This is a genomic window from Pseudomonas sp. McL0111 (assembly GCF_052567255.1).
Genome location: NZ_CP199585.1, coordinates 4,680,828 through 4,693,164, shown reverse-complemented (window position 1 = coordinate 4,693,164; position 12,337 = coordinate 4,680,828). Strand labels below are relative to the sequence as shown.

General features: G+C 57.4%; 10 protein-coding genes and 1 tRNA gene. 8 read left to right on the top strand and 3 right to left on the bottom strand.

Annotated features, from left to right (window positions below; genetic code table 11):
• Window positions 1–60: 60 nt before the first annotated feature.
• A complete protein-coding gene (locus ACTWLJ_RS21395) occupies window positions 61–1,107 on the bottom strand; it encodes a GlxA family transcriptional regulator (RefSeq protein WP_445178339.1) in 1,047 nt (348 codons plus the stop codon).
• 122 nt (window positions 1,108–1,229) lie between these two features.
• Here ACTWLJ_RS21395 and ACTWLJ_RS21390 point away from each other — a divergent pair, with 122 nt between their 5' ends.
• The 7 genes from ACTWLJ_RS21390 to ACTWLJ_RS21360 all read left to right on the top strand — a co-directional run bounded on the left by ACTWLJ_RS21390 (window position 1,230) and on the right by ACTWLJ_RS21360 (window position 9,260).
• Window positions 1,230–2,210 (top strand): ABC transporter substrate-binding protein, encoded by a 981-nt coding sequence (locus ACTWLJ_RS21390; RefSeq protein ID WP_445178338.1) that lies wholly within the window; start codon window positions 1,230–1,232, stop codon window positions 2,208–2,210.
• A gap of 65 nt (window positions 2,211–2,275) precedes the next feature.
• Entirely contained in the window at window positions 2,276–3,394 is a 1,119-nt protein-coding gene (locus ACTWLJ_RS21385; protein WP_445178337.1) for an aryl-sulfate sulfotransferase, read from the top strand.
• A 113-nt stretch (window positions 3,395–3,507) separates the two neighbouring features.
• The gene (locus ACTWLJ_RS21380; protein ID WP_445178336.1) at window positions 3,508–4,797 is read left to right on the top strand and encodes an NAD(P)/FAD-dependent oxidoreductase; all 1,290 of its coding nucleotides are present in this window, start codon (window positions 3,508–3,510) and stop codon (window positions 4,795–4,797) included.
• Between the two features lie 25 nt (window positions 4,798–4,822).
• Window positions 4,823–5,380 (top strand): helix-turn-helix domain-containing protein, encoded by a 558-nt coding sequence (locus ACTWLJ_RS21375; protein WP_445178335.1) that lies wholly within the window; start codon window positions 4,823–4,825, stop codon window positions 5,378–5,380.
• 22 nt (window positions 5,381–5,402) lie between these two features.
• The gene (locus tag ACTWLJ_RS21370; RefSeq protein ID WP_445178334.1) at window positions 5,403–6,749 is read left to right on the top strand and encodes a glutamine synthetase family protein; all 1,347 of its coding nucleotides are present in this window, start codon (window positions 5,403–5,405) and stop codon (window positions 6,747–6,749) included.
• Between the two features lie 89 nt (window positions 6,750–6,838).
• Window positions 6,839–6,913 (top strand) — tRNA-Lys (locus ACTWLJ_RS21365).
• 55 nt (window positions 6,914–6,968) lie between these two features.
• Entirely contained in the window at window positions 6,969–9,260 is a 2,292-nt protein-coding gene (locus tag ACTWLJ_RS21360; RefSeq protein ID WP_445178333.1) for a hypothetical protein, read from the top strand.
• Between the two features lie 181 nt (window positions 9,261–9,441).
• Here ACTWLJ_RS21360 and ACTWLJ_RS21355 read toward each other — a convergent pair whose 3' ends face one another.
• Entirely contained in the window at window positions 9,442–9,951 is a 510-nt protein-coding gene (locus ACTWLJ_RS21355) for a cupin domain-containing protein (protein WP_445178332.1), read from the bottom strand.
• Between the two features lie 122 nt (window positions 9,952–10,073).
• Complete coding sequence (locus tag ACTWLJ_RS21350; protein ID WP_445178331.1) at window positions 10,074–10,937, bottom strand: helix-turn-helix transcriptional regulator; 864 nt, start codon at window positions 10,935–10,937, stop codon at window positions 10,074–10,076.
• A 250-nt stretch (window positions 10,938–11,187) separates the two neighbouring features.
• Between ACTWLJ_RS21350 and ACTWLJ_RS21345 the strand changes: the two genes are divergently transcribed.
• The gene (locus ACTWLJ_RS21345) at window positions 11,188–12,333 is read left to right on the top strand and encodes an MFS transporter (protein WP_445181395.1); all 1,146 of its coding nucleotides are present in this window, start codon (window positions 11,188–11,190) and stop codon (window positions 12,331–12,333) included.
• The last annotated feature ends 4 nt before the right edge of the window (window positions 12,334–12,337 follow it).

The window sequence follows — 12,337 nt, the reverse complement described above, 5'->3', positions numbered from 1 at the left end:
AAGCACCCATTCACGTTAGTCGAAAAAGGCTGGAGCGGAGTTTGAGCGTATCCCGCAGCGCTACTGGGCCAATCCTTCCAGGGCAATGCTTATCGTCGAAGAGGGGTGGCCGGTGGTTTGGCTCGCAGACGAAACCGGCTGAGTCTGGCTGCGATAACTCTGGGGACTGCTGCCCAGTCGCTTTTGAAAGACCCGCCGCATGCGTTCCTCACGACCAAAACCGACAGTTTCGGCAATTCGCTTGATCGGTTCTCGGGTGGTTTTCAGTAGTTGGCTGGCGGCTTCAAGGCGCAAGTTCTCCACGGCTTGCGCGGGTGTTTCACCGGTAGCGGCAAGATACGCACGAGCAAAGTGACGCGGGCTCATGCCGAATTGCTCGGCCAGCCGTTCCACTCGCAAATCACCGTTGAGATTGCCAGCAATCCACGCATGCAGGCGCGCAATGCGCACGTCCGGATCAGTGCGCAAGGACTTGGACTGGGCGTTAAGCGAAGCACTGAGTTGCGGTTGCTCGGCGCTGCGCCACAGAAACACGGTGAAGTAACGCGCCAGTGCCAACGCCGCGTGGGCGCCGAGGTCCTGCTCGACCAGACCAAGCGCCAGATCAATTCCTGCCGTGGCACCGCCGCAAGTCCAGAGGTTGTCGTCATGCAGATAGAGCGTATCGGTTTGGCATAACACCGCCGGGTAGCGCGCCTGTAATTCCTCGGCAAACTTCCAGTGAGTCACGACTCTTCGACCATCGAGCAGGCCGGCGGCGGCCAGAGCAAACGTGCCGGTGCCAATCGAGCAAAGCCGGCGGATCTGCGCGGCGCGTTTGCGCAACCAGTCACAGGCGTGTTCATCGGCTTCGAGGGCTGCCATCCCCGGTCCGCCCGCGACAATCAGCGTATCGATTACGGGTGCCATCTGGTCGATCTGCTCAAGCGAACAGGTGGTCACGGTGATGCCCGAGATCGACATGACCTGACCACCCTGCGGCGAGGCGACCAGCAAGCGATAAGGCGGATTCGCGCTGAAGGAACCCGCCAAAACCCGTGGTATCGCGGCAAACACCTCAAGTGGTCCGGCCGCATTGAGCAGCAACAGATCATCGAACGCCAGCACTACAACCGTCCGCGGAAGCGGCGGCGGAATGTCCGATATGGCAGCAAAGGAGGGGTGTTTGGCATGGAGCGGCACGGCAGGCCTCGACATACTGAAATCAATGCATAAATGAGAGCACGACAATGCCGCTAAAACCTCCTGCTGCCAAGCACCCGCTGACTGCAAGGCTTAAAGCCCTGTTGTGCTGCGCGGCGTTGTTGCTCGCCCATCCTGCGTCCGCCGCGAGCGAGCCGTTGAAGATGGGCGATCAAAGCGGCCTGACTCAGGCCTTGCTGCATGCGGCGGGAGAGGACAAGGATCTGGCGTACTCGCTTTCGTGGCACCCGTTCCTGGCCGGCACAACCATGCTCGAAGCGCTCAGCGCCGGGGCGATCGATGCCGGCGTGGTAGGCAATGCGCCGCCAGTGTTCGCTCAGGCTGGCGGTTTCGACATTCGCATCATCGGCGTCGCGAGTGGCGCGCAAAACAATAACGCGTTGCTGGTGCCTGACGGTTCCAGTGCCCGGACGGTGGCGGATCTCAAAGGGCAACGAATCGCCGTGGCCAAAGGCAGCAGCGGCCATTATTTGTTGTTGGCGGCGTTGCATCAGGCAGGTCTCACGCCGCGCGACGTGAACATTGCCTACGTCAGCCCGGTGGATGCGCAGAATGCCTTTGCCAGCGGCAAACTCGAAGCCTGGTCGGTGTGGTATCCGTTTGTTGGTCAGGCCACTTCCCGAGGAGCGCGGATTCTGCTGGACGGCAGCGCCTGGCCGGAAACCGGTCTGAACTTTACGGTCGCCAGCAAGCGCGCACTGGAAGACCCCGAGCGAGCGGGGCAGGTCGGGGATCTGCTGGCCAGACTGGCGCGCGCCCAAGCCTGGGCCACCGCGCACCCCGCAGACTGGGCCGATGTATTCGCGCAAACTACCCGTCTACCGGTCGCGCTGGTGCAAGAAATGCTCGCGCATCAAGACCTTCGCTACGTGCCGATCCAGCCCTCGGTCATCACGTCGCAACAGCGGCTGGCGGACATGTTTGCCGCCGAGCGCCTGATCCCGCGCCCGTTGCAGGTCGAGCAGATATTCGACGACCGCTTCAACACCTTGCTACCAACGCCTTAACAACCCCTTCGACTTCGCCTGGCCGCTTTGCTGTCGGCCGGGATTTATACGCCTGGAGAAAAGCTATGCCCAATCAGGAACGCACCACCCTCAAACGCCGGAAAACCGGTTTGATCGCTGTCGATCATGCCCGCAGCGCCGGCGGTTACACCTTGTTCGCCCCGCAAACCGCGGATGGCAACGTGTACTTGATCGACCTTGACGGCGAGATCGTCCATCGCTGGAAACTGCCGCAACGCCCCGGCCGCGACGCAGTGATCCTGCGCAACGGCAACCTTGGCTACAACGGCAATCACCCTGATTCGCCGGATCTGTTTCCGGGCTGGTCGGTGTGGCATGGCGGTGCGTTCAGCGAAGTCACTCCTGAAGGTGAAGTGGTCTGGGAACACACCGATCTGCTTCATCACCACGACGCGCAATGGCTGGACAACGGCAATCTGCTGTACACCACCGCCGAGCCGTTGAGCGCGGAGCTGGCGCGTCGCGTAGTCGGCGGGATTCCCGGCAGCGAGGCGCCGGGCGGAGTGATTTATGCCGATGTGGTCAAGGAAGTCGATCGCCAGGGCAATGTGCTTTGGGAGTGGCGCAGCTGGGAACACCTGCGACCTGAAGACTACCCGCTGCACGAGTGCTTCGAACGTCATCACTGGCCAATGACCAACGCAGTGACGCCGGGGCGCGACGGCAAGGTGATTCTCAGCCTGCGCAGTGTCTCCTCGGTGATCGCCGTGCAACGTGGCAGCGGTGAAGTGTTGTGGCGTCTGGGTCACGATCTGGTCGCGCAGCAACATTGCCCGAGTGAACTGGAAAACGGCAACGTGCTGGTATTCGACAACGGCATTTTCCGTCCGCACATCAGCATGCCGCACTCGCGCATCGTCGAAATCAACCCAGTGACTCAATGCATCGAATGGCAATACGCCGACACTCCGGGCTATGCCTTTTTCACCCCGTTCATGGGTGGCGCACAACGCTTGCACAACGGTAACACGCTGGTGACCGAGGCCAACTTCGGCCGCTTGTTCGAAGTGAACCAGGCCGGTGAAGTGGTCTGGGAATACGTCAATCCGTTCTTCGCCAGCTATCCCGATGCACCTTCGCGCAGCTATTTGCCGGGGGAAAACAATGCAATCTTCCGTGCGCATCGCTATCAGCGCCAAGACCTTCCTTGGCTGCGTGACTGACCACGCGCTGACCCTGTGTTGGTGACTGAAACACTGCTTTGCCGGTTGCCGACATGAAAATTGTCCTGTAGTTTTTCATGAAATTATAAAAGCATAATTTCATGAGGCTCCGAATGTTTCAGCAATCCCAGCGCCATGTCGACAGTTACTACGCCCACAGTTGCGCCGATATTCTGAGCACTCGGCCCGTGCTGGAAGGGCAACATGACACCGATGTGGTGATCATTGGTGCCGGGTTCAGCGGTCTGCACACGGCGTTGCGCCTGGCGTTGGCCGGCAAACGCGTGACGCTGCTGGAGGCCAGTCGAGTGGCGTGGGCCGCCTCGGGGCGCAACGGCGGGCAAGCGATTCCTGGCTGGTCGTGCGATATGCCGCCACTGGAAGCTGCGCTCGGGTATGAACGGGCACGGCGCTTGTGGGACGGCATGCGCTGGGCCGCTCGGGAACTGCGCGAGTTGCCCGACCGCCATGGCTTCGACTGCGACTATCGCACCGGGCATCTATGGACATCGGTGATGCCGCGTCGGGTCAGTCTGTTGACCGAATGGCAACACGAGGCCAGTCATAAATGGGGCCACGATGGGTTGCAGTTCATCAGCCGCGAAGAGCTGCCGCAATGGGTGGCCAGCGAGCGTTATCAGGCAGGGCTTTATGACCCGGAGGGCGCACATCTCAATCCGCTGAAACTCGCACTGGGCCTGGCCGCCGCCATCGAACGGGCCGGCGGCCGTATCCATGAGCAAAGTAAAGCGTTGAGTTATCAGAAAGAGGGTGCCGGGTTTCGGGTAATCACCGAGCGCGGCTCAGTGCGCGCGGATGTGCTGGTGCTCGCCTGCAATGCCTATCTCGATGAACTCGATCCCAAGCTCGCCAGCCGCATCTTGCCGGTGGGCACCTACCAAATCGCCACCGCGCCGCTCACGGCGGAGCAAGCCACTGCATTGCTGCCTAGTAATGTTTGTGTCACCGACAACCAGTTCGTCCTCGACTATTTCCGGCGCACGCCGGACAACCGTTTGCTGTTCGGCGGTGGCTGCACCTATTTAGGCGGTATGCCCAAGGACATCGCCGCGGCGACCCGGCCTTTTCTCGAACGAGTGTTCCCGCAGCTCAAAGGTGTCGAGGTCGAATTTGCCTGGGGCGGCCACATCGATCTGACGATCAATCGCACACCGGATGTCGGCGGCGCGGGCAATCGTTATTGGCTACAGGGTTATTCCGGGCATGGCGTGTTGCCGACATTGGCGGCGGCACGCGCGGTGTCCGATGCGATTCTCGGTCACACGGATGAATTGACGTTGTATCAAGGCTTGAGCAATGGCAGTTTTCCCGGCGGCAAACACCTCGCCGCGCCGCTGGAAGCCATCGGCAAGGCCTGGTATCGACTGCGGGACAGCATCTGATGAGTCATTTACCGGAATTCCAGCCATGAATAAGCAAGAAGAAATCGCCGCGCTGGCGATCCTGATCCACGACCTGCGCAAGCACAAGAAATGGACCCTGAAGGAACTGGCCGACAAGATCGGCCGTTCGGTGGGATTTCTGTCGCAGGTCGAGCGCGGCTTGTCGCGGCCGACGGTGGCGGACCTGACGGCGATCAGCGAAACCTTTGGCGTGCCGACCACCTATTTCTACAGTTTGCCCAAAGCCAAGGAACTGCCGTGGGTAACCCGGCCGGACGAACGCCGCACGCTGTATTACGCCAACGGCATCACCGACATTCTGGTTTCACCGCAGATGCGCGCCTCGTTCTCGATGCTTGAAAGTCATCTGGAAGCCGGCGCGAGCAGCGGCGACCGGCACTTGAGCGACAGCTCGGAGCAGGGCGGTTACGTGCTTGAAGGCGAACTGACCCTGTGGCTGGGCGATGACGAGGAGCCTGCCACCTTAGTGGCCGGCGACAGCTTTCAATTCGACAGTCACACCCGTTGCCGCTACGGCAACCTCACCGACCAGCTCACCCGCGTGCTGTGGGTCTACACCTGATAACAATAAAAGGATCAACACGATGGACGCTGTCTGCGCTGACTTGCTGGCTGAAGTGCGTGCTTTTCGCCAACGCTACCCCGAGGTGCGTTATGTCGACCTGATTTCCCTGGACATTGCGGGGCACTTTTACGGCAAGCGCTACCCTGTAGACATGCTCGAAAAAGTCGCCGCCGGCAGCGCACTCAAACTGCCGCAAAACTGCGTATTGCTCGGCGTGCAGGGCGGGTTGTTCAAGATTGGCGACTACTGCTTCAACGACGGCGACCCGGACGCAGTGCGCCGATTGGTGCCGGGCACACTCAAACCGGTAACCTGGGAAGCCCAGCCACTGGGCCAGATGCTGATCACCTCGGACGGCACCGAAAAACCGATCGAATTCGAACCTCGCGAAGTGCTGGCGCAGGTGCTCAATCGACTGGCGTGCAAAGGCATTCGCCCCGTCGTTGCCTTCGAACTCGAGTTCTATCTGTTCGACAAAAAACTGCGTGACGGCTTACCGCAGTTCCCCCGAGACGACCTGACCGACGACGCCGACGATCAACCGAACATGCACATCGAGCGTTTGTCTCGCTTCGCGCCGGTGCTTGACGAAATGGTCGAAGCCACTCGCGCTCAAGGCATCGACGCCACCGTGATCACTGCTGAACTGGGCCCCGGCCAGTTCGAAATCAACTTCGGCCACCTCGACGACGGTTTACGCGCCGCCGACTGGGCCGCTCTGTTCTGCCGCAGCACCCGTGGCGTCGCCCTCAAGCATGGCTACCGCGCCAGTTTCATGGCCAAGCCGTATTTGCAGCATCCGGGCAGCGGCATGCATGTGCATGTCAGCCTCTATGACGCGACCGGCAATAATCTGCTCGCGGCCAATCAGCAACAACCGCTGCGCCATGCAATCGCCGGGTGCCTGGAACTGTTGCCCCACAGCATGCCGATCTTCGCACCGAACCAGAATGCCATGCGGCGTTTGGGCGGTACGGTGAACACGGCGACGAAAGCGAGCTGGGGTTATGAAGATCGTGATGCGTGTTTGCGCATTCCTGAGTCGGATGAGAAGAACCTGCGTATTGAATATCGACTGGCAGGGGCTGATGCGAATCCCTATCTGGTGTTGGCGACAATTTTGGTGGGGTTGGAACATGGGCTGGAATCGGGCCAGGAGCCGATCGCACCGTTGAATGAGGATCGCGGCAGCGGGGTTGGTTTTCCGACGGAAATGTTTGAAGCGGTGAGGGCGATGCAGCATCAGCCGCAGCTACGGGAAGGTTTGGGCGCCGAGTTTGTGGGTGTGTATTGCGAGAACAAACGCCAGGATCATTTGGCGTTTATGCAGGAGATCAGTGCGCGGGAATATCGGTGGTATTTGTGATGGGCGTTAGTAATCTCCAAAACCGTCACGAGCGGCAACGTTTTCGATATTTACACCCATTCTATGCTGCTAGACAATGCGCGCTCTGCTCCGGGGTAGTTCAGCGGTAGAACACTCGGCTCTTAACCGGGTGGGCGCTGGTTCGAATCCAGCCCCCGGACCCACTACATTGCAGGGTCAGAAGGGCGCATGTCCAGGTACGATAGGGAATCGGATGCAATGGTCGGCATTAACGCCGGTTATGCGGCCTTTCAGTTGTCTCGAGCATTGACCGCATCGGGTCTCGAAACTGACGCAAAAACGCTCGAACGGATTGAGCGCTGGCAGCGGGTAGTCGAGCACATGGTGCAGGGCACTGCGCGTTATGGCTCGCGCGCACCATTCGTGGATATGCCTGAATGGGTCACACTGGAGGTAGTCACGGGTGGTTTTGCCACTGGACAGTATCTGGCCGGTGGAGCACTGACCGACTACGAGCAACAACTTACCGCCTCAATCCCTGGCATCCGCCCTGGCTTTGAACGACTTGACCTCAACATCTGGCACCTTTCGGATGAGGGGATCGAAGCACTGCAAAAACAACTGAAGACCAGTGAGTATCGAATCGATGTACCAGAAGAGGCAGCGCTACTGTCTGTGGCTTGGCTGTTGGGCAAGCAGCGCACGGAGGAAGCGCGCAGACTGATAGAGTCGATTGCGCCTTTTTTTGAGCAACTGCGTTTCTTTCCGATGGCTTCTGACGGGCTGCCGATTGCGTCGGCGGAAGTGCAGATATTCGATGTCGGCGACATTGTAAAGCTGCTTTCAAAACTCCCAGCCCAGCAGCGCCTGGCGGCGCAAAAACATGTAGTCACGACTCGGTTACCTCTCTACGACGCAGCCATTTCGCTCTTCCTCTTAACATATCAGGATGATTGGCCTTGTCGGCAATATCCTGAAGGCTGGCTTGAGCAGGCGAATGCGCTAAATAGTCGGTTCGATACCACCGTCAGAAATGAGACCCTCAACATTGAACCTTTCAGGGATCGGGTAGGGGAGTTGTGCACCTTGCTGAGACTCTGCTCCCGTGATCCAGCTTCGCTCACAGGGCGTCAAGTCGGACGTATTCGGCGGATCGTCAATGATTTTGTGTGCAAACATGGTCATCCCGAATCGGAAGATCATCTACAGAACCGAGCGATGCAGCTCCATCAGGTGGCCGCGCCCGAGCATCATCTGATCGCCAAGGCGGTTTCCAAGCGTCTGACCAGTTATCCGAGATCGGAAGGCATCTCTGATTTTTCTTCCCTGTTGGAACCCATTACCAGTGAAGAAGCGAAGGCATATTCACTGGTAATAGGTGTTGCCATTCCTCCCGCAGTTCGCCGACGCCTCGAGCGCTGCCAAAAGGGAACCATCACTGAGTTGATTGACAAGGGATTGATCACATCTGGGGATACCGTGGCGCGAGTACTGCCAGCGATGACAGCCGAAATTTGCAGTGTCGGATTTCGCGATAAGACACTGCGTACGTTGTCTGTCGCAACGTACCGTGCTTTTCGGCGACGCCGCTCATTGCTGCTGCTCAATTTACGGAGCCAAGTAAAAATCGGTGAGTTGCCTTGGATGGCAGCCGTCGAAGGTGAACGTGAGACACACGCTGTCACAGTTGAGGGGGCCAGACAGGCCTTGATCGAAGCCTCGGCGATGACCCTCTCTGCTTTCCCTCAGGCAATCCTTCCGAACAAGCTACTTCAAGAGTTTGCTTCGCTTGCTGTCACAGCGAAGCTGAATCTTCCGTTTGTGGAGGAGGTCGCTGCGGACATTTTCATGGGAAACTTCTCGAACAAATTCGCGGAAGCTGCCAGGCGAGCGGCCTCAGTAATAGGTGGCACCCTTTACGCCCATTACTACGACATCGACACGAACCAGTTGGCGATCCTTCCCGATAAGCCAAAATCGAAGAGAAGAAACTATTTCCAGCGGGGCTCGGATTCCAGCGACGCAATGGCGAACCTGTGCGCACAGCGGGCTGATGCACCCCTGGGTGCATGGCACGCGGCAACCAACGGAAGAATAATCGAGCAACAACAGATTTTGACGACGCAAAACCTTTCACTTTTATTTGGTGAGCTCGGTTTAAAAACGCTGCTAAATCATCGCTTGGATTCACTTGCTCAGGAGTGTTTCCAATGGATATGTATGCGGCAGCAGATGGAAATCAAGTTCTACCATTCAAGCTTGGTGATGCTCAAAAATACCGCTTATGCCTGGCGGCAGATGGTGTTTTATTTATCCATGCTGGAAGACGCCAAGATGCGTTGCGTTATCGATAGCATAGAAGCTCATTTCGCGGCTCAACCCAAAGTATTCCGAGAGAGATTTCTACCGGCAATTACGGGATTGCGTGTGGCAGCTTCCGGGCTCCCATTGACCCTGAGCCGCCAGAAAAGTACGGGGGCTCAGGTTTTTCTTGGATGGACCACTGAACGACACTGGCTGTTGCCGCCGCAAACGGCTGGCATCAGTTGATGCGGTCGGCGGTCTATCAGAACTTTCATGGCATACGTCCGCAAAATCGAAAGCAGGGAGATTGACCCAATCATAGGGAGTTCTGCCCACACACATCATTTAACATAATATACATTACACGTAACAAAGTATTACCAGATAGCCCCGGTTGTACGCAGCAATTCAATCTCCTGCACAGCCCTCAATCTTCATCCAACGTCAGCTTTTCAATCAGTGCTCGATGCTGTGGAAATTGCGCTGTCAGTTTCTGACGATCCCCCATTTGCATATCCCCGAAATCAAACCCTGGCGAAACCACTTCGCTGATCAGACCAAACCCATTCGATCCATCCAGTAAACGTGAAGCTTTCCAAATGCCGCCAGGTACATGCATCTGTAAAAGCTGTCCCGCCAGAATGTCGCTGCCCATCACCAAGGTTTGCAATGATCCGTCGGCAAAAATCAGCGTGTACTCAAGTGCGTCGCCGGCGTGGAAAAAATGCAGGATGTCGGACTCGTTGAAATGAAACCGCCCAATTGGCGATTGCTCGGTCAACAAGTAATAAATCGACGTCATCAGGTAACGTTCACCGCGTTCTGTTTCCAGCATCGGGCGTTGATCGGCCTGAAAGGTTCTGCGGAAATATCCGCCTTCAACGTGAGGTTCCAACTCGAGCGCCGAGATCACTGCCTGGGCGTTGGGCTTATGCATGAATCCGTAACCTTCTGATTGATTTCTAATGAATTTAATATAACTAAACTAAACGGTCATTTAGTTTAGTTATACCAATAATGAATATATCTGAAGCCGATTACCCTGCTCTGCACAGATAATCAGCTCCTTTCCAATTTCGCTTCTACATTCTCATCTGCCAGCCATCTTTCAAATTCGAACAGCAAAATTCCCTGTTCCACCGGCGCGTAGTACACAAGACGCAGATGCTTTTCGACATCAACTGTCAACGTCGTATGTTCTAGCGTGACATCGCCGAACGATTCAATCGATAAATGCCGAATACCCTGGCAAGGTCCATGAATGTCGTGCCTTGACCACCAGCCCTTGAATTCCGGACTCGAATCCTCCAGTTCGTGCACCAACGACGACACATCACTTTCTTTAGACGCGTGAACATAATCTCTGCGGAAACTGGAAAGCATCTGAATCGCCTGATCGTCCCAAGGATTGAACAGCGATTTCATGCGTGCATCGTTAAACAGCATCCACAAAATATTGCGCTGCTCTGGCGCTTTATCAGAGAACTTGAAGATCTTGTCAGCCGCGCAATTCCAGGCCAGAACATCCCAGCGAAGATTCAGAACATACGCCGGTCGCAGTTGTAGATCCGTCATCAGGCGATGAATTATCTGGGGGACGGCGCACCATGTTCTGCCCTGCTCCACCGGTGGGCGCTGAAGAGAGAGTAGATAAAGATGCTTGCGCTCCATGGCGTCAAGCTTGAGGACTTGGCAGAGACTGTCCAGAAACGCGGGCGATACGCTGATGTCGCGTCCCTGCTCAAACCAGGTGTACCAAGACAGCCCGACACCCGCCAGCGCAGCGACCTCTTCGCGTCGTAACCCGGGTGTTCTGCGCCTGCCGGTATTCGGCAGACCAACCTCTGCCAACGTTATTCGCTCTCGACGACTGCGTAGAAACTCAGCCAGGTCCTGTCGAGTGCGCTGCAGATTCCTTTCCATTAACCAGTTACTCCCAGTAACACCATAAACAGTGGCCATTGTACTAACGGTCAAGCTGCTAAAGAATCCGCTCGGCCCGCAAACACAGGGTCGATGTTCATCCGCGAAGGATTATCGCGAGATTCGATACTACCAAGGAGTACACAGTATGAACCCGAAACTTGACGAAGACCTCGATCGCCAACAAGGAAGCCGTTCGGCTGCGGCGGCGGCGGTTTACTTGATCGCCACCGGCGCCTTCGCTTTGGGAATGGCGTCCTACGTAACGGCTGGCCTGATCCCGATGATCCAACAGGCCTTCGATGTGCAAGTGGCCGTCGCGGCACAACTGGTGACTGCATTCACGCTCGCGTATGGCATCGGCTCCCCGGTCTTCGTCGCCATGCTGCCGGCACAGCGGCAGCGCTTTGGGTTGCTGGTCGCGCTGGCCTTGTTCGTTATAGCCAACGTGGCGAGTGCCTTGGTCGATGACTTTGTTTCTCTGATGATCTGGCGTGCCATTGCCGGCGTCGGTGCGGGCGTCTATCTGGCAACCGGGATCGCGGCGTCGGCAGCTGTTTCGGCACCCGAACTGAGAGGCAAGGCGATTGCCTTGATCATGGGTGGCATGGCCAGCGGAACAGTGCTTGGAGTGCCAGTCAGTCTGCTGCTCGCCGAACGATTCGGCTGGCAGACGGCGCTGTGGCTGGTGGCCTTTCTTGGCTTCATCTCCTGGGTGGGTCTGGTCGTCAAGTTACCGGCAATTCCTGCGGAGCCAGCGATACCCTTCAGTCGCAAGCTCGCCTTGCTCGGCGATCACAATGTGCTGACCATTTTGATGGTTTCATTGCTGGCGGCCGTCGCCAGTCTCGGCATGTACACCTTTATGGTGCCGTTGATGGCAGCTGCGGAATATGGCGGAGTCACCAATATCACGCCCTATCTTTGGGTCTGGGGATTGGGTGGTGTTGCAGGCAGTTTCCTCGTCGGCCCGCTGGTCGATCGTATCAAGGGGCCTATGCTGACGTTCCTGATTCTGGTGACGCTCAGCGTTTCGTTGTTTGCATTACCGGCGGCCGCGGCAATCACGCCTTGGCTTGCCATGATCCCGATTGCCATTTGGGGTGCCGTCGGTTGGGCGCTGCAAGTGCCGCAGAACAACGAGCTGATCGCTGCGCGCGGTCACAAGGGTGATGGCAACCTTGCTGTAGCCCTGAATGAGTCAGCACTTTACCTGGGCAGCGCTCTGGGTGCGGCTGCGGGAGGATTTATCCTGCTCCTGCAAGTGCCTGGCTGGGTATTAGCTGTCAGCGCGGGTGCGGTATCTGTCATTGCTGCACTGTTGCAAATCTCGCGGTTAATACACGGGAATGTGCCTGTCGATTCCATCGTCAGGCGCGAAAAAAACTGTGCCTGACGAT